This window comes from Paracoccus beibuensis (assembly GCF_026162625.1).
Taxonomy (GTDB): domain Bacteria; phylum Pseudomonadota; class Alphaproteobacteria; order Rhodobacterales; family Rhodobacteraceae; genus Paracoccus; species Paracoccus beibuensis.
In genome coordinates, this window is the sequence record NZ_JAOTBD010000039.1 from 1 (window position 1) to 20550 (window position 20550).

At 63.9% G+C, this 20550-nt stretch carries 15 protein-coding genes and 3 pseudogenes; 14 read left to right on the forward strand and 4 right to left on the reverse strand.

Translation table 11 applies throughout. The features are described from left to right. From OC159_RS17080 to repC, 5 genes and pseudogenes are all read left to right on the forward strand, one after another. Positions 1-420, forward strand: a pseudogene (locus OC159_RS17080) (DDE-type integrase/transposase/recombinase); the annotation flags it as partial. Between the two features lie 563 nt (positions 421-983). Further along, positions 984-1244 (forward strand): annotated as a pseudogene (locus tag OC159_RS17085) (integrase core domain-containing protein); the annotation flags it as partial. A gap of 1174 nt (positions 1245-2418) precedes the next feature. Beyond that, positions 2419-3612, forward strand: coding sequence for a plasmid partitioning protein RepA (gene repA, locus OC159_RS17090; protein WP_265502405.1), 1194 nt, complete (start codon positions 2419-2421; stop codon positions 3610-3612). Further along, complete coding sequence (gene repB, locus OC159_RS17095; protein ID WP_265502407.1) at positions 3612-4526, forward strand: plasmid partitioning protein RepB; 915 nt, start codon at positions 3612-3614, stop codon at positions 4524-4526. The genes repA and repB overlap by 1 nt, the downstream gene beginning before the upstream one ends. A 168-nt stretch (positions 4527-4694) precedes the next feature. Next, the gene (gene repC, locus OC159_RS17100; RefSeq protein WP_265502408.1) at positions 4695-5873 is read left to right on the forward strand and encodes a plasmid replication protein RepC; all 1179 of its coding nucleotides are present in this window, start codon (positions 4695-4697) and stop codon (positions 5871-5873) included. Positions 5874-6196: 323 nt separating this feature from the next. Here the strand turns inward: repC and OC159_RS17105 are convergent. Continuing rightward, positions 6197-6706: pseudogene (locus tag OC159_RS17105) on the reverse strand (transposase); the annotation flags it as partial. A 2-nt stretch (positions 6707-6708) separates the two neighbouring features. Here OC159_RS17105 and OC159_RS17110 point away from each other — a divergent pair. Further along, complete coding sequence (locus OC159_RS17110) at positions 6709-7311, forward strand: hypothetical protein (protein WP_265502410.1); 603 nt, start codon at positions 6709-6711, stop codon at positions 7309-7311. Between the two features lie 562 nt (positions 7312-7873). Here OC159_RS17110 and OC159_RS17115 read toward each other — a convergent pair. Continuing rightward, positions 7874-8851, reverse strand: coding sequence for a LysR substrate-binding domain-containing protein (locus OC159_RS17115; protein ID WP_265502411.1), 978 nt, complete (start codon positions 8849-8851; stop codon positions 7874-7876). Positions 8852-8935: 84 nt separating this feature from the next. Between OC159_RS17115 and OC159_RS17120 the strand changes: the two genes are divergently transcribed. The 8 genes from OC159_RS17120 to OC159_RS17155 all read left to right on the forward strand — a co-directional run bounded on the left by OC159_RS17120 (position 8936) and on the right by OC159_RS17155 (position 18085). Further along, positions 8936-9829 (forward strand): DMT family transporter, encoded by an 894-nt coding sequence (locus OC159_RS17120; protein WP_265502412.1) that lies wholly within the window; start codon positions 8936-8938, stop codon positions 9827-9829. A 182-nt stretch (positions 9830-10011) separates the two neighbouring features. After that, positions 10012-11550 (forward strand): ABC transporter substrate-binding protein, encoded by a 1539-nt coding sequence (locus OC159_RS17125; RefSeq protein WP_265502414.1) that lies wholly within the window; start codon positions 10012-10014, stop codon positions 11548-11550. 58 nt (positions 11551-11608) lie between these two features. Further along, a complete protein-coding gene (locus OC159_RS17130; RefSeq protein ID WP_265502415.1) occupies positions 11609-12523 on the forward strand; it encodes an ABC transporter permease in 915 nt (304 codons plus the stop codon). A 7-nt stretch (positions 12524-12530) separates the two neighbouring features. Beyond that, positions 12531-13478 carry an ABC transporter permease gene (locus tag OC159_RS17135; protein WP_265502417.1) on the forward strand — a complete coding sequence of 316 codons (948 nt, stop codon included), beginning with the start codon at positions 12531-12533 and terminating at the stop codon, positions 13476-13478. After that, positions 13471-15090, forward strand: a complete 1620-nt coding sequence (locus OC159_RS17140) for an ABC transporter ATP-binding protein (RefSeq protein ID WP_265502419.1) — start codon at positions 13471-13473, stop codon at positions 15088-15090. The genes OC159_RS17135 and OC159_RS17140 overlap by 8 nt, the downstream gene beginning before the upstream one ends. Beyond that, entirely contained in the window at positions 15087-16040 is a 954-nt protein-coding gene (locus OC159_RS17145; protein ID WP_265502420.1) for a 2-hydroxyacid dehydrogenase, read from the forward strand. Before OC159_RS17140 ends, OC159_RS17145 begins: the two co-directional genes overlap by 4 nt. Positions 16041-16217: 177 nt before the next feature. After that, positions 16218-17120 (forward strand): 5-dehydro-4-deoxyglucarate dehydratase, encoded by a 903-nt coding sequence (locus OC159_RS17150; RefSeq protein WP_322626742.1) that lies wholly within the window; start codon positions 16218-16220, stop codon positions 17118-17120. After that, positions 17117-18085, forward strand: coding sequence for a 2-hydroxyacid dehydrogenase (locus OC159_RS17155; RefSeq protein ID WP_265502422.1), 969 nt, complete (start codon positions 17117-17119; stop codon positions 18083-18085). Before OC159_RS17150 ends, OC159_RS17155 begins: the two co-directional genes overlap by 4 nt. Before the next feature lie 991 nt (positions 18086-19076). On the opposite strand, the gene OC159_RS17160 is transcribed toward OC159_RS17155, so the two are convergent. Beyond that, positions 19077-19745, reverse strand: coding sequence for a GntR family transcriptional regulator (locus OC159_RS17160; RefSeq protein WP_265502423.1), 669 nt, complete (start codon positions 19743-19745; stop codon positions 19077-19079). Next, positions 19742-20485 (reverse strand): GntR family transcriptional regulator, encoded by a 744-nt coding sequence (locus OC159_RS17165; protein ID WP_265502424.1) that lies wholly within the window; start codon positions 20483-20485, stop codon positions 19742-19744. Before OC159_RS17165 ends, OC159_RS17160 begins: the two co-directional genes overlap by 4 nt. Between the last annotated feature and the right edge of the window lie 65 nt (positions 20486-20550).

The following is a 20550-nucleotide window of genomic DNA, read 5'->3' on the forward strand; positions in this document are numbered from 1 at the left end:
TGCTGATGAACCCGAAGAAGCTGTATCGGCTCTATCTCGATGAAGGGCTGTCGGTCCGGCGCCGGCGTGGCCGCAAGCGTGCCCGAGGCGCACGAACGCCGATGCTGCTGGCCCTGATGCCGAACCAGCCGCTGGTCGCTGGACTTCGTGGCGGACACGTTCGGGGCGTCGCGCAACTTCCGGATCCTGGCGGTGATCGACGACTGCTGCCGCGAGAACCCGTGTCTGATCGCCGACACCGGCATCTGGGGCGCCAGGGTGGCCCGCGCGCTGGATGCAGTGGTGCGGATCTACGGCAAGCCCGACTGTATCGTCAGCGACAACGGGACCGAGTTCACCAGTCGCGCTATCCTGAAGTGGGCCAAACAGAACGGCGTCGCCTGGCACTACATCGATCCCGGCAAGCGGCAGCATCGAGCCGTATGTCCGCCTGGTCCGAGGACCATGGCGAGAGCCTTCATCGAAGGCTTGGGCATGTCAGCAAATCGTGTCGGCGAAGTGCTGATCACGCGATGACCGCCAGGAACATAGCCAGCGGATCGGCGCCGCGGCGGGCGACCATCCATAGCGCCTAGCCGTCGAGGTATTTCGTTGCCGAACCTCGCCATCGCTTGCGGAAGTCGTTCTTCCACTGGGCGTGAAGGCTGTTGATGCTGTTGAGGTGATAGGCCTTGGGCATCCGCTGGCGCCCGCGATCAGCACTTCGCAGGCCATGCCGCGTGTTCTCGGGATCGTTTCATACTGGGGCGCCCCATCGAAAGGCAGCATCGCGTCCGGTGCCACCTGCGGCACAAGTGCGGCCTCGATGGTCGGCTGCCTGATGTTCGTGATGTGCTGAAGGGTCGCCCGCCCGACGCGGTCCACGACCCCGAGGATCGGTTCTGACCAGGCGCGCGCGATCGGTCGGGGAGGCTGCCCCTTCGGAATACTCATACCACCGCCGGCGGGGCGGCTTCGGCCTTGACGGGTCTCGCTCATGAGATCACCTCGACCTCAACGGCATCGAGCATCGTCGCGCGCAAGTCCTGATGCCGAAAACCAACGGTTTCGTCGAACGATTCGCCGGCACCACCCTGGAAGATTTCTTCCGCATCAAGATGCACGAGACGTTCCACGACAGCATCGAGGCCCTGCAGGCCGAGCTCGAGGCCCGGCTCATCCACTGCAACCCAGAACGGCCACATCTCCGCTATCGCAACATGGGCCGCAGGTCGGTCGAGACCGGCATGTCATTCGTCAGCCAAAGAAGGTTAAGAAGACACGCGACGCGCGCCATCAGCCAAGAGCGCCAATGCCGCGGAGCGGCTTCGTCTTCGTCCCGAATCGCCGACATCGCAACTCCACGACCATGCGACATGGGCTGGGGGCCTGCGGGTGAAGACGACCACGCCTTTGACCGGTTTGCCAAAGAGGTGCGGCGCCTTAATCCGTATTTCCCGATTGTCGGCGGCAGGGCCTTGCCCGATATCGAATCGATCACGGACATCGCATCGGCAGGGGTGACTAGGGATTGCTGAACCTGCACGTAACCAACCATCATCCAAACCGCTTTCCGGATCTGGATGCCTTTCGACCGATACCGGGCGCCATCGTGGCGAGATCAAGGCTCTGACTTCGTGCCGCGAGGGGGCGGCCGGACCGAAGAAAGCTGCCGATCCCCCGGCGAATGTTGACTGTCGCGACGATCCGCGAAGCCACTCGCTGGTCGACTGAGAATTCCCGCGCCGCTGTATCGATAGCTCGAGATCCCTACGTCGAGCCAATCGTCGGCGTCGACTATCAGTCCGCCCGACCAAGACAAGCCATCTATTGCGGCAGCAATAGCGGGCGCGGCGGGCCATAGGCGCCTTCCTGCGTCCTGGCCGGCCCGACATGATCCCACACGGCAGGAACGCGAGCCGGCGGGAATATGGCGTTGGCCAAGGACCCCGCTCCGGATCGTCCTGCGCCAGAAAGCGTACCGCGACGTTGGTATTAACCGAGTTCATTCGCACCGCGTACGATGGCCGCTTCCATCTGCGGCCGCTTGCTCTTTGCGCGGCCGGCTTTCTAACCAACGAGTCACGGGACGGGGCCGCATGATCCGGGCCTGTTCCCCATCAAGGAAAGCGCAGATTGACGCCAAGAATCAGATCAAGTGCCGGGCGGATAAACTTAAGGAAAAGCCGTTCGATCGTTCAGACAGAAGCCAGACCCTCACATTCAGGTCACTACCGCAACGGCAACTTCCACATCGCACCAAGCCGCTCGGCGTTGCGTGGACAAGGAAGGAAGATCGGATCCTAGAAGGTCTTTAGCCTGTGCCGCCAAAAACTGCTTGTCAGAATCATCGTAGTTCCCCATTAAATTACGGCACAAAGGGAATAAGACGGCGGAAAGCGTAACAGCAAGTGACCGCCACGGCAGTAAGGGGCACAAGTGGACGGCGTACAACCGAAGACGCGTATCGACAAGCTGGTTGGGGATCACGCAAGGGCGCTGTCCGAGCGGCTGCAGGCACATCGCGAACAGCTGTTTCCACCAAACGCCAAGCGTGTGCTCCGCAAGTTTACTTCTGGCGAAGTCGCCGAGTTGCTGGGCGTCAAGGACGCCTATCTGCGCAAGCTGGACCTTGACGGTCGAGGCCCCTCGCCCGAGACGCGGGCCGGCGGGCGGCGCTATTACAGCCCGTCCGACATCCAGGCGCTTCGCGAGATGCTTGAAAAGGGCGCCAAGGCACCGGGCACTTACCTTCCGGGTCGGCGGGACGGTGACCACCTGCAGGTCATCACTGTCATCAACTTCAAGGGCGGGTCCGGCAAGACGACAACCGCAGCCCATCTGGCTCAAAAGCTGGCGCTGGACGGCTACCGTGTGCTGGCGATCGACCTAGACCCTCAGGCCAGCCTGTCGGCCTTGCACGGAGTTCAGCCCGAGTTCGACCTGCCTGATGGCGGCACGATCTATGATGCCATTCGCTATGACGACCCCCTGCCCGTGCGCAACGTGATCCAAAAGACCTACTTCACCAACCTCGACCTGATCCCCGGCAACCTGGACCTGATGGAATTCGAACACACGACGCCGATGGCGTTGCGCGAACGGTCAGGCAACCTCTTTTTCACCCGGATCGGCGACGCTTTGGCCGAGGTCGAGGAAGACTATGACACGGTCGTCATCGATTGCCCGCCACAACTGGGGTTTTTGACAATGTCCGCCCTTTCGGCGGCAACGGCAATCCTGGTCACAGTTCACCCGCAGATGCTGGATGTCATGTCGATGTGCCAGTTCCTTTTGATGACGTCGAACCTTTTGAGCGTCGTGGCGGATGCTGGTGGCAGCATGGACTATGACTGGATGCGCTATGTCATCACCCGGTACGAGCCCGGTGACGGGCCGCAGAACCAGATGGTCAGCTTCATGCGGTCAATGTTCGGTGAGAACGTACTGAACCATCCAGTCCTGAAGTCGACGGCCATATCCGACGCCGGCATCACCAAGCAGACTCTCTATGAGATTGAAAAGGCTCAATTTACCAGATCGACATATGAACGGGCACTAGAGAGCCTGAATTCCGTTCACGCAGAGATCGAAGGGCTGATCCAGGCTGCATGGGGCAGAAAGGGTTCGTAATGGCACGCAAGGACCTGTTGAAGAACTTGATGAACCCTTCGTCGCCTCCGGACGACACACGACCCGTCCAGCGAAGCGACCGCGGTGCAATCGGTGCGGTTTCGAAATCGATCAACGAGCTGAGGAGTCGGGCCATCATTGAAGTCGCGCCCGACATGATCGACGATGCGGGGATAGCCGATCGGATGGACCACGACGCAGCGGGCATTGATGCTCTGCGGGAATCCATACGCGAGTACGGCCAGCAGGTGCCGGTTCTTCTGCGGCCCTCTCCTGATGTGGACGGACGATATGAGGTGGTCTTCGGACGCCGTCGCGTCGAAGCGATGCGCGGGCTGCGGATGCCCGTTCGGGCGATGGTCCGGCATCTTGACGACAAGGCTTTGGTGGTCGCGCAGGGCCAAGAGAACTCTGCCCGTAAGGATCTGAGCTTCATCGAGAAGGCAAATTTTGCTGCCCAGATGGTCAAGGCCGGCTTCGAGCGCAAAGTCATCTGCGACGCCCTCTCTATCGACAAGACGGTGATCTCACGCATGTTGTCCGTCACGGACGCCGTTCCCGAGGCGATCATCCGTGCAATTGGAGCAGCGCCGGCAGCAGGACGCGACCGATGGCTCTCCCTTGCCGCGCGGATGAAGGGCCAGACCCACGACAGCGTCATTGCGGCGGCGCAGGGCGAGGATTCGGACGCGCGTTTCGCAGCCGCGCTGGCATTCGTGACTAGCCGCAATGAGAAGCCTGCTGCCCTGCCCCTTCAGGACCAAGACATCAGGCTGGGCTCGGCAAGTCGCGGCCGCAGCAAGAACGTGATCGAACTCAGCGGCGACGGGAAGGAATTCGGCGATTGGCTGATCGAAAACATCCAAGAGGTTCACCGTAGCTGGCTGAGAAGCCGCAGCGGTTCGGGCGACTGAGCAATAACAACAAAGGAGGCACGACAGGCAACAAAGAAAAGCCCCCCAGGACATGACATCCCGAAGGGCCGTTCTCACGATCTAGCATCTCGTTGATAACGGCTTTGGTTGACAGCTGTCAACCGCGTCTTTCCCGGCGCACGGCTTCTTGATGCCTAGTGGTATCATATGCATCATTTTTCAACGACCCCGATTGGGCGTCGCGCGGTTTCGGCTGTCCGTATGGGCCACGATTCCGATAGCGGCTGCCCTGCCCCGACATGTGCGATTGATAAGTGGTCGCTGCTTAAGGACGCAGTTGAGGCTCGCGAAGCCTTGGGCGTCAGCGACCGCGATCTGGCGGTGCTTTCTGCGCTACTTTCGTTTCATCCACATCCGGAGTTGGATAACGCTCAACAGCTGATCGTTTTCCCTTCGAACGCGACACTGTCAGCGCGGCTCCACGGCATGCCGGAAAGCACGCTCCGCCGGCACGTCGCTATGCTGCTCAAGGCAGGGCTCATTGCGCGACGTGACAGCCCCAATGGCAAGAGATTCGCACGTCGTGGTCAAGATGGCCAGATCAATCGCGCGTTTGGATTTGACCTCACTCCTCTCCATGCTCGTGCCGCAACAATCAAAGCCGCAGCAGCAAATGCCCGCGCGGCAGCACTTGAAGTGCGAAGACTACGCGAAGACGTCGGCGCCAACCTGCGCGAGGCCTCTGCCCTTCTGCAACGACTATCAGAATCGCTCAATGAGGCCGCACGAGTTCGTCTCGCAGCGGCCCTCGCGGCAATGCAGCGGTGCATCAGGCGCAAGCTGATGCTGGATGCCCTGTACGATTTGCACGCGAAGAGCCAGTCTGCGTTGCATGAACTCCACTCTCACATACAGGCTGAGACAGAAGAAATGGCGGGCAATGGCAGCCAAAATGAGCGGCACTATCAGAATACAAAACCAGAAGAATCTGATTCTGAACCTGCTGAGAAAGGTGAGGAGCAACGCCAACGCTCGGAAAGTTTCCCTCTCGACATGCTACTTGCAGCGACACCAGATGTCGCTGCCTACAGCGTTCATCCGATAAGAAGTTGGAAGGACTTGCTCGACGTTAGCGCATTCGTTGCGCCGATGCTTGGGATATCAACCCATGTTTGGTCCCTAGCGCGTCAGCGGATGGGAGACGATACGGCAGCAGCGGCGGTCGCTTTTATTCTTCAGAAATCGGACCATATTCGAAGCCCTGGCGCGTATCTAAGGGCACTCTCAGAAAAAGCCGTTGCTGCGACGCTGAACGTTGCCGGAATGATAAAAACTCTGGCCGGTGCGACTCGAGGTTGGCGCGGGGTTGACAGCTGTCAACTTTAGGAACGTTTTATCCCCATGCGTTTCCGCGAAGGCCCCAACCCTTGCAGCGCAACTTGAAGGCAGCTCCGGCCGGAAGTTAAACAAATCAAAAGACGCCCTCCACCGTCGTTGAGTTGCAAACGACCGGACTCTCGAAAGCGCCCAACCCCGCCAAACCGACATGTAACGCCGAGCCTCTGTCATAATCCTTCTGACGCGTCGGCGATGAGGCCGCTTCCGTGTGGCTGGGCGGCTTCTTCCTTTTCTCGCGAATGCACCGCCGTTCGAGCCGAGAGGCTGGTGAGAGTGTCCCGATGGCACAGAAGTGGCCCGCTGACTGACGGTCAGGTCTGGATGGCCACCATCAGCCGCCGGATACCGATCAGCGCTACCATGCGCTTGACGTTGCAGGCCAGCGCCTGCAGTGCCATCTCGCTGCGCACATTCTTCAGCCGCCAGGTCAGGAAATGAGTGGCGCTCATCCAGGCCTTGATCGTGCCGAACGGATACTCGACCGTGCCGCGGCGCAGGGTGATCGGGTCGGGGTCGCAACCGAGCCTCCCACGCGCAGCATCGGCGAGATCCTCATGCTCCCAACGGGTGATCCTGCGCTCGGTGCCGGTGGTGCAGCGGCTTTGGACGGGGCAGGTCCGGCATCCGTTCACCCAGGATCGGCGGACTTGAACGCCGCGCTCGTCGCCGGTGTTGTGATAGGTCAACTCCTCGTCCGCGGGGTAGATGTAGAAATCGTGCCCGGCGTCATAGGTGAAGTCAGCCTTCACATACATGCCTTAGGCGGCGTTGACGGAGGCGGCCGGGCGCGACACGGTTGTGGTGATGCCTGTCTCGTGGCAGTTTGACGATTGCCATCGACGTTGCGAGCCGGATTGTTCTCGGGGTTTATGTCACTTTCGATGCGGCGTCAGTTCTTTCGATGACACTCTGTCTCGATCACTGTTTGCGCCGGAAATCGGTGCACATTCCGGGGACACTGAAGAATCTGGTTTGGCCGGCGGCCGGCATCCCAAAGGCGATCCACGTTGACAATGCGCAGGAGTTCCACGGCGACGCCTTCACAATGGCCTGCGAGGATTGGGGTATTGCTGTTCAGTATCGTCCGTTTGGCGGCAAACCCTATGGTGGCCATGTCGAGCGCCTGATCGGTGCGACCATGAGGGCTGTTCATGTGCTGACGGGGAATGCCCAGTTCTCAACCCTTGAGAAGGGCGACTTTGACAGTGAGAAGGATGCAGCCCTGACCCTGGCGGAGTTCGAGGACTGGCTCGATCTGGAAATCTCGGCGAACGCCCCTTGCGGCCTGGGCGGGAATACTGCGGGAGGGCAGGTTGTCGATATCGACGTCTATCGGACAAGATACCTGCCCTTTGGGTGGCGGAGGCTCGGGCGCACCGGAGTCACGCTCTTCGGGGTGACCAACTGGAGCGATGTCTTTGCGTAGTTGGACGGACGCGGGAAGCATAAGGTGCAGGAACGGAAGCCGCGGCGGCGCTGTATGCCGAGGTGCGTTTGCGCCCGGTAGTTGGGCCCTCGGAGGTTTGGCAGACAACCCGTGATGGCGGCAGAATCGGGTCCGCCATGCCGGGGGCCGCTTTCGCAGGAACAGGCCCGATCTTGAAGATGCCTTGCCAGAAGGAGCGCCGGCCGATGAGCAAGCACAGTGACCAGAAAAGACCCGAGCCGGCGCAGCCTGTCCGGAAGCGCAAGACGCGCCAGTCGTGCGGGCGCGGGGCCAATCTACCAAAGTAGAGGACGCATCTTGCCGTGCAAAAGGCGCTCGTCTCCGCCGATGAGGCCGTCTCGCTCCGTCTTGGCGCGTAACCTCAGCATGAGCTTGGTCAACGGCTTGATCGATCCTTCGGTCCAGAAGCGTTACAAACTCGTCCCAACCGGTCCGCAGTTCCTGGTTCCGTTGATCGTTCCTTCGTCAACACGATCTCGCAACAGAAGCCTGGCAGCTACCTGTGTCACCGCAGCTACATCGTGGGTCTCGCGCGCAAAGGCTAAGATGTTTGATCCTTTGTCGAAGAAAGGTAAACGCGGGGCAGGGGGTCGCCCTCGATCAAGTCGATGCGGTCGGTGGACAGTTCCTCCTCGACCACCTCGGCCACCCGCTGGACAAGGAGCGGGATAAGCGATGGCCCCGTCGCCAGGTAAAGGTCGGACCGGAAGCTGTCGGACAGATCGACCACGCGCCGCATGACCGTGTCGGCCGAGGCGATCACGGCCATCGCGCGTGGAACCAGCGCTACCCCAAGACCTTCATTCACGATCTGCATTATCGCATGGCTCTGCGCCATGGTCAGGACGACATTCGGCGTGACCCCGCGCGTGTTGAGGAAGCCCTGCACTACCTCGTGCAGGAAGCCGCCCCGTTCGGTCGAATAGCCGACATAGCTTTCGCCGTGCAGGTCCGCCAGCTCGACCACCGGCTTGGTCGCCAGACGGTGGTGCCTGGGAACCGCAAGGATGAAGGGCTCTGACCAGATGCGACGCATCGGCAGCCCCGGGCCGCGCGCCGTCAGGCGAAAGATGCCAAGATCGAGGGTGCCGGCATGCAGGCCCTCGATCTGCTCGAAGGTCATCATCTCGCGGATCTGGATCTCGACCTCGGGCATCGTGCGGGAAAGCCGGGCGACGATGCGCGGGATGATCTCGACCGACGCTGACGGGACAAAGCCCAGGACCACGCTTCCCGCCTCTCCCTTTGCGGCCCGCCGGGCCAGAAGTGCCGCACTTTCCGCCCGCTGGAGAATGTCGACCGCATCCTTCAGGAACCTTGCGCCGGCCGCCGTCAGACGGACGGACCGGTTCGTCCTGTCGAAAAGCCGGACACCGATCGCATCCTCGAGCAAACGAATGTTGCGCGAGAGGGGTGGTTGCGTCATGTTCAGGCGTTGTGCCGCACGGCGGAAGTTCAGCTCTTCCGCAACGGCGACGAACGCACGCAGCTGGCCCAATTCGAAGGGGTGGCCGCCCATTCTGATCTCCCTTGCCTGCAGATGCGCAGGATAGGCCGGCCCGGCCGGGGATGTCGATCCACCCTCTGCCACGAAAGGGGCGGCATGCCGGACAACCAACCGCTGACAAGTGTCAGCCTGATGGTGCTTGTCGCACTGATCAACGCGATCGACGCCTGCATCGTCCGTGTTCTTTCGCCGGATGTGCATCCCTTCGTCATGGGCTTCACGCGGACCCTGTTCGGCGCTCTGGCGGTTCTTCCCATGATCCTGCGCAGCCCCGCGCTGCTCCGCAGCCACTGGCGGGGTCTTCACGTGCTGCGCGCGATCCTGAAGCTGGGTTCGCTTGTGGCGCTGTTCGGCGCGCTGGCAGGCGCGCCGCTGGCGACAGTCACCGCCATCGGCTTCGCCGCACCGATGTTCGTCATGGTCGGCGCTTGGATGTTCCTGGCCGAACGTCCCCACCCGCTGCGTCTGTGGGCGGTCGCCCTGGGTTTCGTCGGCATCATCGTCATCCTGCGACCCGGCATCGCGGCGCATCAGGGCGGACCGAATACCTTCCTTCTGCTGGCCCTGGCATCGGCCGTGATGACAGCGGCAATCCAGTTGCTTCTGAAAGTCATGGGCCGCCATGACGGGGCGACGACACTGGTCGCCTGGAACCTGATCGTCACGGTGCCGATCGCCGCCATCCCCGCCGCGGTCTTCTGGAGCCCTGTCAGCGGCGAGGTCTGGGCCCTTCTGGCACTGCAGGGCGCAATCGGCGCCGCGAATCAGTCCCTTGTGACCCAGGCCTTGCAGATGGCCGACGCGTCCCTGATCGCGCCGTTGGACTTCCTGCGGCTGCCGCTGGTCGCCACGCTGGCCTATGTGTTCTTTGGCGAGGTCATCGGCGCGGCCGTCTGGGGCGGGGCGGTGCTGATCCTGGCGGCGACCGTCCTGATCGGCGCCACCGCCCGCTCCGCCACGTCAAGACCGGGGATCGGACCACCTGCCTGATACACCGACGCACTTGAATGATACACAGAACGCATCACTGCGCAAAAGTTTTGTGGTTCACAAGGCGACGGAACTGGACAATCCTACCCATGCTGCCGGAGTGGGAGGCATGACCAGCAGCACCTGAAAACGGCCGGGCGCAAGGCGCTGAACGATGCCGTTCATCAATGGGAGGAGAACGAATGACGATCGCACCAAGATCGAAGCCGGTCATCAGGCGCCTGCTGTGCTGCGCGGCAGTCGGCATCGGCCTCACGACCAGCGCACCGGCGCAGGCACAGGACGATCGCGCGATTACCATCGCGCTGAACGAGGATCTGGACCTGATCGACCCCTGCATGGCGGCGCAATCCAACATCGGCAGGGTGCTTCTGCAGAACATCTCGGAGACGCTGACCGAGCTGAACCCGGCCGATGGCAGCCTGACACCTCGGCTCGCGACCGAATGGCAGGAAGGCGGGGACGGCACCTGGACCTTCAAGCTGCGCGACGGCGTGACCTTCTCGGACGGGACCGAGTTTACCGCCGCGGACGTCGTTCATTCGATCAACCGCACGACCTCGGACCAGTTGATCTGCGAAACGGGTGCCAAGTATTTCGGCGGTCTCGACATCACCGCCGAGGCGCTCGACGACCACACGGTCAGCATCACCGCCGATCCTGCTCAGCCTATCCTGCCGCTGCTGATGTCCACGCTGACCATCGTGCCGGAAGAAACGCCGATGGACGAATACACCCGCAACCCCATCGGGACCGGTCCGTATGTGCTGTCAGAATGGAACGTGGGCCAGAACCTGATCCTGGACCGCCGCGACGACTACTGGGGCGAGACGCCCGAGGTTACCCGCGCCACGTATGTCTTCCGGTCGGACGACGCCGTGCGCGCGGCGATGGTCCAGACGGGCGAGGCCGACATCGCGCCCCTGATCAGCGAGATCGACGCCACCAACGAGGCGACGGACTTCTCGTACCCGAACTCGGAGACCACCTATCTCCGGATCGACACGATGACTGCTCCGCTGGATGACCTGCGGGTCCGCAAGGCGCTGAACCTGGCCGTCGACCGCGAGGCGTTCCTGGGCACGCTTCTGCCCGCCGACACCCAGCTTGCAACCCAGATCGTCGTGCCGACCACGGCGGGAACGAACGAATCGCTGGTCCCGCCGGCATTCGATCCCGACCAAGCCCTCCAGCTTCTGGAGGAAGCGCGCGCCGATGGCGTCCCCGTCGACACCGAGATCGTGCTGATCGGCCGCACCGGCCTGTTTGCCAACGTTACCGAGGTCATGGAAGCCCTGACCCAGATGTTCGAGGATGTCGGCTTCAACGTCGACCTTCAGATGATGGACGTGGCGCAGTGGACGGAATACTACTCCAAGCCCTTCCCGGATGACGGCAAGCCGCGCATCGTCGCTGCCATGCACGACAACAACCGCGGCGACCCGGTTTTCTCGATGTACTTCAAGTACGCCTGCGGGGGGCTTCAGTCCGCCACCTGCAACGAGGATTTGGACGCCATGATCGCCCAGGCCACCGAGGCCACCGGCGACGAGCGCAACGAGCTGTGGAGCCAGACCTTCCAGAAGGTGCAGGAGGAACTGGTCGCCGACGTGCTGCTGTTCCACATGGTCGGCTTCAGCCGCGTGGCCGAGCGCCTCGACTTCCGTCCGTCCATCGCGACGAACTCGGAACTGGAATTAGCCGAGATCAAGTTCGACTGATCGCCGCATCGGGACCGGCGCCACGCGCCGGTTCCCTCCTCGAACCGAAGGACGATCAATGGGCCGTTTCATCGCGCGACGCACTGTGGCGAGTGCAATTTCCCTTGCCTTCCTGGTGATGGCGGTCTTTTTCCTCAGCCGCCTGACCGGGGACCCAACCGACCTCTACCTGCCGCTTGATGCCAGCCAAGAGGTGCGCGACAACTTCCGCGAACTGAACGGCCTGAACGATCCGATCCTGCTGCAGTTCGCTTATTACCTTGGCGACATGGCACGGCTGGACTTCGGCACGTCGCTGCGCAGCGCCGAACCCGCGCTGGCGGTCGTGCTGCAGGCATTCCAGTGGACGCTGGTCCTGGCGCTGGTGACCATGGCCTTCGTCACCGTTGCGGCCGTGATCCTGGGGTCGCTGGCGGCCTTCAACGTGGGCGGCGTGCTGGACCGGGTGGCGACGTTCTTTTCGCTGATCGGCGCATCCGCTCCGGATTTCTGGCTCGCCATCGTCGCGATCGTGATCTTCTCGGTCAATTTCGGCTGGCTGCCGACCTCGGGGACCGGGTCGATCTGGCACTGGATCCTGCCGGTGTCGGTGCTGTTCATCCGGCCCTTCGGTCTGATCCTGCAGGTCGTGCGGGGATCGATGATCAACGCGCTCGGCTCGGCCTATGTCAAGACGGCCCGGGCCAAGGGCGTGGCGCCCCAGCCGATCATCTTCACCCACGCGCTGCGCAACGCGATGCTGCCGGTCGTGACGGTGATGGGCGATCAGGCGGCGGGAATGCTGAACGGCGCCGTCATCGTCGAGACGATTTTCGGCTTTCCCGGCGTCGGCAAGCTGATGATCGATTCGATCCTGCAGCGCGACTTCGCGGTGATCCTGGCCGCGATCATGGTCACCGCCGTCGCCATCTTCATCATGAACCTGCTGATCGACCTCGCCTATGCCTTGCTCGACCCCCGCATCCGGTACTGAGATGGCCATGACCAACCAAAGCACCCCGAACACCGCTGCCACGCGCAATGTCTCGGCCTCGGCCGAGGATGCGCCGATGCTTCTCCGCTATGGGCGGATGCTGGTCGCGGACAAGACCGCCCTGGTCGCGGCCATCTTCCTGATGGTCATGGTGCTCTGCGCCATCCTGGGGCCGATGCTTCTTGGCGATTTGGCAACCCGCCAGAACCTGCGCGGCCGCAACGCCCCGCCTTTCGACATCAGCCGTGGCTGGGCCTTCGTCCTGGGCGGCGACCAACTGGGCCGCCCGCTGCTGGCGCGCATCATCGTGGCGTCCCGCAACACGCTGATGGTCGCGGCAGGGGCCGTCGCCGCGTCTCTTGTCATCGGGACCGGGCTGGGGCTGATAGCAGGCTATTCGCGCGGCCGGATGTCCCAGATCATCCCCCGGCTGGCCGACGTGATCATGTCGTTCCCGTCGCTTCTTCTGGCGGTGATCGTGCTCTTCATGCTGGAACCGGCGGTGGGCAACATCATCCTGGTGCTGGCAATCACGCGAATCCCCGTCTACCTGCGCACCGCGCGCGCCGAAGTGCTGGAAATCCGCGAACGGATGTTCGTGCAGGCCGCCCTGGTAATGGGCGCCAGCAGCAGGCGGATCGTCCTGCGCCACATCCTGCCCGTGGTGCTGCCGACGCTTCTGACCATCGCGACGCTGGACTTCGCCTTCGTGATGCTGGCCGAAAGTTCCCTGTCGTTCCTGGGCATCGGCATCCAGCCGCCCGAGATCACCTGGGGTCTGATGGTCAGCCAGGGGCGTCCGTACCTGACCAACGCGTGGTGGCTGTCCTTCTGGCCGGGCCTGGCGATCATCCTGACCGCCCTGTCGCTGAACCTGCTGTCGAACTGGCTGCGCGTCGCACTGGACCCGCAACAGAACTGGCGCCTCGAAGCGCGGAGGAGCAACGATGCCTGACCCCATCCTCGAGGTCCGCGACCTTTCGGTCACCTTCGAAACCGCCCGCGGGCCGGTCCGTGCCGTCCGCAACGTCAACTGGCACCTGGCCCGCGGCGAGGTGCTGGCGATCCTGGGCGAGAGCGGTTCGGGCAAGTCGGTTTCGGCCAGCGCCGTCATGGACCTGATCGACATCCCGCCCGGACGCATAGACAGCGGCGAGATCCTGTTCGAGGGGCGCGACCTGCTGAAGATGTCCCCGAAGGAACGGCGCAAGATCAACGGTCCGCGCATCGCGATGATCTTCCAGGACCCGCTGAGCCACCTGAACCCGGTCTGGACCGTCGGCTGGCAGATCGAGGAAGCGATGGTCATCCATGGCACCGGCCGCGCCGAGGCACGGTCCAAGATGATCGAGCTGCTGGGCAAGGTCGGCCTGCCCAATCCGGCAGAGGCCGCGGCGAAATATCCGCACCAGTTCTCGGGCGGTCAGCGGCAGCGGGTGATGATCGCCATGGCGCTGGCCCTGAAGCCGGACGTGCTGATCGCGGACGAGCCGACGACCGCGCTGGACGTGACGGTGCAGGCCCAGATCCTCGCCCTGTTGGAGGATCTGCAGCGCGAGACCGGCATGGGCCTTCTGATCATCACCCACGACCTTGGCGTGGTGGCCGAGATCGCCGACCGCTGCATCGTCATGAACAAGGGCGAGATCGTCGAGACAGGCACGCCTGCACAGATCCACAACGACCCGCAGCATCCCTACACCAAGAAGCTGATCGCAGCCGCCCCCGGCAAGGGCCAGATGAGCGATGGCGGGGACGGGCGCAGCCTGCTGCTGCAGATGCGCGGCGCGACCAAGGCCTATGGCGACGTCGCGGTCCTGCACGGGATCGATCTGGACATCCACGCTGGCGAGTGCGTGGCGGTGGTGGGCGAAAGCGGCTCTGGCAAGTCGACCGTCGCCAAGCTGATCACGCGCCTTGAACCGGCCTCGGGCGGCACGGCGATGTGGAAGGGCGAGGATCTGTTCACCATGCCGCCGCGCCGGCTGCTGGAGGTGCGGCGCGAGGTACAGATGGTGTTCCAGGACCCGACGCAAAGCCTCAACCCGCGGATGTCCGTCCAGGACATCATCTCCGAAGCCTGGGTGATCCACCCCGACATCCTGCCCAGGCACCGCTGGCGGGACCGCGTCGCCGAACTGCTGGAGCAGGTGGGGCTGGAGCCCGACCATGCCCACCGCTATCCGCACCAATTCTCGGGCGGTCAGCGGCAGCGGGTGGCCATTGCGCGGGCCCTGGCGCTGGAGCCGCGGCTGATCATCTGCGATGAGGCCGTGTCGGCGCTGGACGTGCAGGTGCAGGCGCAGGTGATCCGCCTGCTGGCCCGGCTTGGTCGAGAGCTGAACATCGCCTACCTGTTCATCGCCCACGATCTTCCCGTCGTGCGCGACTTTGCCGATAGCGTGGTGGTCATGAAGTTGGGCCGTGTGGTCGAACAGGGCCCGGTCAGGCAGATCTTCGACACCCCGCGCCAAGACTATACCCGAAACCTGATGGCCGCATCGCTCGACCCCGATCCCGATGTGCAGGCCGCACGACGCAGACAACGCCAGGAGATGATGGCATGAAACCCGACGTCCTCGTGATGACCCAGATCCGCCAACCAGCCATGAGCCGCCTTGAGGAGGCCTATACGCTGCATCGTCACGATCTGCTGGACGCCGATGGCCAGGCCAGGCTGCGGGCCGAGACGAAGAACCGGGTCCGGGCGATCGTGACCAACGGCCACACGCCGCTGACCGCGGACATGATCGCGGCCCTGCCCAGGCTCGAGATCGTGGCCTCCGTGTCGGCCGGGGTCGAGAGCATCGACACCCGTGCCCTGGCGGATCGCGATATCCCGCTGACGAACTCCTCGCCGGCGCTTCTGGACGACGTGGCGGACATGGCCATGCTGCTGACTTTGGCGGCCCGGCGCGATCTGGTTCGCGCGCACAACTATACCGCATCGGGCGAGTGGGGCCGCAGCGGCATGTATCCGCTGCAGTCCCGGACCGCCGGCAAGCGCATGGGCATCGTCGGCATGGGTCATGTGGGCCAAGCCGTCGCCCACCGTGCCGCCGCATCGAACATCGAGATCGCCTATACCGGTCGGCGCAGGAAGCCGGACCTGTCGTGGCGTTTCGAACCGGACCTGGTCCAGCTGGCCCGGGACTGCGACATCCTGGTCGCGGCCGTCGCCGGCGGGCCGGACACCAGGGGCATCATCTCGCGCGAGGTCCTGTCGGCCCTTGGTCCGCAAGGCACCTTCGTCAACGTGGCACGAGGGTCCGTGGTGGACGAGGAGGCCCTGATCGACCTGCTGTCCTCCGGTGGCCTCGGGAATGCCGGCCTCGACGTCTATCTGAACGAGCCCCGGCCCGATCCACGGCTGACCGCCTTGCCGAACGTGATCCTCTATCCTCATCACGCGTCGGGCACGGTCGAGACACGGGACGCCATGGCGATGCTTGTCGTCCGGAACCTGGCCGCGCATTTCGCGGGCCACGAGCTGCTGACGCGCATCGACGCCGCCTGACGTCCGGCCGGACCGGCCCCGATCTCACCAACCGCCATTGGCGCCGCACTGACCAGCCCTGCTGGTCAGACACCCCTGCTGTTACCGTCACGGCCGGCCCAGCAGCTGGTGCCGCCCTCATCCCCACGCTCGGACATGACCGAGAGCCGCAAGAGCCCCGAAAGGACCTTCACCATGATCGATCCCACCGACCTGCAGTCCATGATCCGGACCGGACTTCTGTCGTTCCCCGTCACCCCGTTCGACGACGACGACGCCTTCAATCCCCGTGCCTTCCGGCAGCACCTCGAATGGCTGTCGGAACATCCTGTCGCAGGCCTCATCGTTGCCGGCGGAACGGGCGAGATGTTCTCGCTCACCCCGGCAGAGATCGTCGAGACGGTCCGGACGGCGCGGCAGGCGAACCCCGACAAGCCGGTGATCTCGGGCTGCGGCTATGGCACCCGCATGGCGTGCGACCTGGCGCAGGCCATCGAGGCTGCGGGCGGCGACGGAATCCTTCTTCTGCCACATTACTTGACCGAGGCACCGGCCGACGGCATCGCCGACCGGATCCGGGCTGTCTGCCGGGCCACCAACATGGCGGTGATCGTCTACAACCGCGGTCAGGCGCAGGTCACGACAGACATGCTCGAACAGCTCTGCGCTGAATGTCCGAACCTGATCGGCTTCAAGGACGGCACGGGCGACATCGACACCGTGCGCCGGGTCACGCTGCGGATGGGTGACAGGCTCAGCTATATCGGCGGGATGCCCACGCACGAGCTTTTCGCGCAGGCCTATCGGGGCGCCGGCATGCCAACCTATTCTTCGGCCGTCTTCAACTTCGTGCCGGGAACGGCTGTCGACTTCCACCGCGCCTTTACCGCCGGCGACGACGCCACCTGCGAACGCCTGCTGACCGAGTTCTACTATCCCTTCACCAAGATCCGGGATCGCAAGGCAGGCTATGCCGTCTCGGCCATCAAGGCGGGCGTGCGCCTGCGCGGCATCCCGGCCGGCCGGATGCGCGCCCCGCTGGTCGACCTGACCGGCGAGGAGGAAGAAATGCTGAAAGAACTGATCGGCAATCGCGCATGACCGTGCCCCACGTCGCCGTGCTGGAGGCGTTCGACGGTCCGACGCAGGCCCGGCTGCGCGATATCGTCGGCGACCGGCTCCGGCTCGTGCTCATTCCCGACAACGGGATCCAGTCGCGCCGGAATGCCCTGGCTCAGGCCGATTACGCGGTCGTCCGCTCGGTTCCGCTCGAAGCGGAACTGGTGGCTGGCGCGCCGCGCCTGAAGCTGATCCACCAGTGGGGGACGGGGACCGACGGCATTCCGCTGGATGCCGCCCAAGGCCGCGGCATCGTCGTGGCCCGCAGCCCCGGGCTCAACGCGCCCTCCGTCGCGGACCTGACCATCGGCCTGATGTTGGCGATCCGCCGGCGCATCCCCCAGGCAGACGCAAGGATTCGCGCCGGCGGTTGGGCCGAGCCCGACCTCTACTCCGTCGGCCGGGATCTCTGCGGTGCGAAGGTCGGCCTTGTCGGCTTGGGCGCGATCGGTCGGCAGGTCATGCGCCGCCTGTTGGGCTTCGATTGCGAAATCGCCTACACCAGAAGCTCGGGGCCGGATCCCGCCGTGCCCGGCTACATGGAACTCGACCAACTGATCGGGTGGGCCGATGTGCTGTCGCTGCACCTTCCCCTGTCGGCCCCGACCCGGCACCTGATCGACAGGAACCGCCTGGCCAGGATGCCGTCGGGATCGTTCCTCGTGAACACCGCCCGGGGCGGCCTCGTGGACGAGGTCGCTCTGGCCGACGCCCTATCGGCACATCACCTCGGCGGCGCCGCGATAGATGCCTTTTCGGAGGAACCACCCCGACCCGGAAACCCGCTGCTCTCGGCCCCCAATGTCGTGCTCTCCGCTCATTCCGGCGGACGATGCCGAGAGAACTTCCATCGGATCGTCCGCCACTGGACGGTCAACATCCTCGCGCATTCCAGCGGCGAGACGCTCGACCCTTCATGTGTTGTCGTCCAGCCGGAAGGACTGTAGCCCCGGCAATGCACTGTTGCGAACGATTGGATGCGCAGGGGTCGTTGGCGAAGGCGGTTCATGCGTTGCAGCATCGGTCGACACTGTCGTCGTGGGTGTCAAAGTCCGCGATGACGCGGCAGATAGGCCCGGATGTCACGACCGGATCCAGTTCAGGGTAGGGCAGGGGCCTCACGAAACCCTTCGAACCGGGATGTCCGCACGAAGAACGTCGCTTGCGCCATGAAGCTGTGCTGCTTGTCGTGAAAGAGAAGACATCCGGCAATCGCCGACCGAGCCTCGACCGATCATTTGCCAGTATCGCCCTGAGATGCCCGTCGCCCAGAACCTCCAGCCGATGTTCGGCACAGTCTGGCGGGCCCGCGCATGCGCCTGCAATCAGCAGGTCGTCATGCCGAAGACGGTATCCTCGACGGGCCACCGCGCATGACATCCGCTGCTGAAACTGCGAGAGGTTCCGCCAGCCGGCATGCAGCCAGGAAACAGCCGATCGACGCATCATTCTGCCGGCGGCTTGGGCCAGGCCCGGCGCGTTCCCCTTGCGCCCATGACTACGCATGCAGTTTTTTCCGGGTGGGCGTCGCAGAAGGTGCCCGATCAGGCGCCGCCGCCCGTAGCTTCTCCCAATGCCGTAAACGCTGTCAGTCACGACATGGGGTGCAGGATCGGGCTGGCCGTCCTGGCGCCAAGGGGCGTAAGTCGTCATGGCGAAACGTCTCCGGTGCGGCGCCTCCAGAAGGTGCAGTGACGTATTGTCGGTCCCGCCGCGCCTCAGGTTGAAGTCAAAGACAAGGGCACGCGTACGGCGCATCGGATAGCGTGGCGGAATCTGGGGATGCCTGAGCGTATCGCGATAGTGTGGCGGGTCTGTATTCCCAGAAGGCAGGCCTGCAGATGCTACGGCCGGTTGCGCAGCCGAAGGTACTAGGACCATCAGCGACGCAGGAGGCGGCGCTGTTTTTGCAGGTCGCGCGGGCTGAGCGCGATTGGCTCAATCACGATAGGTCTTGAAATAGCCGGGGTTGTCCGACGTCAGCCGTTCACCGGAGAGGATCGACTGCGACAGGTGCTGGCGCATCGCCCCGGCTGCGGCTGCAGGATCGACCTCCAAGATTGCCCCGACGATCCGCCTGTGGTCCAACAGGATCTGCCGGGCCTTTTCCGGCTGCATGAGGTGCAGGGCGCGAAGACGGTCAATGTGGATGCTTTCCCGCCGGACGACCCGGTGCACCTGCTCGACACCGGCATGGCGGAACAGCGCGGCATGGAAGGCCAGGTCCAGATGCGCGAACCCGCCCAGGTTGCCGCGCCGCGCCTCGCTGTCCTGCATGTCGATCAGCTGCACAAGCTCGTCCGTCAGCCCTGCGGGCGGCGCCTTGGCAAGAGTGCCGGCGACCTCGACCTCGACGGCGCTACGCAGGAAGTGGGTCTGGCGGGCGTGAGGCAGGTCGATCAGGCTGACCGACGTCCTGGCATGGGGGTGGATATCGACCAGCCCCTCGTCCCGCAGGCGCAGAAGCGCGTCGCGCAGCGGGGTCGAGCTGATTCCGTAGGTTTCGGCCAGGTCGGCGCGTGACAGGGGCGCACCGGGGGGCAGGTCCAACGACAGGATGCGCACCCGCAGGTCTTCCAGGATGCCCGTTGTCGCGGAAAGGTTCATGTCTCGCTCTGGCCGGACTGGTCGGCAGGTGATGCAGGGCGGCTGGCCGGAACGGATCTGCCCCCCGCGTCGGCAATGAAGAGGTCTGGGCGATCCCGTAGCTGCTGTTCAAGGAAATGCAGGGAGCCTGCGACGTGCTCGCGCAGAAGGGCCTCGGCCTCGCCGACCGCGCCACGGGCCACCGCGTCAAGAACGGCCTCGTGCTGGGTCAGGGGCGTCGTGACCCCGCCGCGCGTGTTGCTCTGCAGGAACCGGACACGGTCCAGGTGACCTTTCTTGGCGTGGATCACGCTCCACAGTTCAGCCAGGCCCGCAGCCGCGAAAAGAGCTTCGTGGAACTGGTCGTCCAGCAGGATGAAGCCGGATTGATCGTCGCGCGCGGCCAGGATCTTCTGTTCCAGGACCAGATCCTCAAGCCGGTTCAGCCGCCGCTCGGGCTGCTGCGCCAGTTGCCGGATGACCGGCACTTCAAGGCTTTCGCGCAAGAAGTGCGCCAGCTTGACCGCCCGTGGCGAGATGTTGGACACGAAGGTGCCATGCTGCGGCGCGACCGTGACCATGCCGTGTTCGGCGAGCCGCATGATCGCCTCGCGCAGCGGCGTGCGGCTGACGCCGAAATCCTCGCATAGCTCCTTTTCATTCAGGGTCTGCCCGGGCCGCAGATCAAGCGTGACGATCCTGTGCCGCAGCCGGTCATGGATCAGGTCCGCCCTTGACTGCCTGCGTGTGTGCGTGTGCACGAAACATGCTCCTCGTGATCTGGATGCGCTTCTTCTGCAGTCAGCTAGCAGCAGCGGCGACAGCA

What these genes read in the sequence shown, in the direction of transcription:
- repB (WP_265502407.1), top strand. Translation starts at nt 3,612, where the DNA reads ATGGCACGCAAGGACCTGTTGAAGAACTTGATGAACCCTTCGTCGCCT.
- repC (WP_265502408.1), top strand. Translation starts at nt 4,695, where the DNA reads ATGCATCATTTTTCAACGACCCCGATTGGGCGTCGCGCGGTTTCGGCT.
- OC159_RS17115 (WP_265502411.1), bottom strand. Translation starts at nt 8,851, where the DNA reads ATGGGCGGCCACCCCTTCGAATTGGGCCAGCTGCGTGCGTTCGTCGCC.
- OC159_RS17120 (WP_265502412.1), top strand. Translation starts at nt 8,936, where the DNA reads ATGCCGGACAACCAACCGCTGACAAGTGTCAGCCTGATGGTGCTTGTC.
- OC159_RS17125 (WP_265502414.1), top strand. Translation starts at nt 10,012, where the DNA reads ATGACGATCGCACCAAGATCGAAGCCGGTCATCAGGCGCCTGCTGTGC.
- OC159_RS17130 (WP_265502415.1), top strand. Translation starts at nt 11,609, where the DNA reads ATGGGCCGTTTCATCGCGCGACGCACTGTGGCGAGTGCAATTTCCCTT.
- OC159_RS17135 (WP_265502417.1), top strand. Translation starts at nt 12,531, where the DNA reads ATGACCAACCAAAGCACCCCGAACACCGCTGCCACGCGCAATGTCTCG.
- OC159_RS17140 (WP_265502419.1), top strand. Translation starts at nt 13,471, where the DNA reads ATGCCTGACCCCATCCTCGAGGTCCGCGACCTTTCGGTCACCTTCGAA.
- OC159_RS17145 (WP_265502420.1), top strand. Translation starts at nt 15,087, where the DNA reads ATGAAACCCGACGTCCTCGTGATGACCCAGATCCGCCAACCAGCCATG.
- OC159_RS17155 (WP_265502422.1), top strand. Translation starts at nt 17,117, where the DNA reads ATGACCGTGCCCCACGTCGCCGTGCTGGAGGCGTTCGACGGTCCGACG.
- OC159_RS17160 (WP_265502423.1), bottom strand. Translation starts at nt 19,745, where the DNA reads ATGAACCTTTCCGCGACAACGGGCATCCTGGAAGACCTGCGGGTGCGC.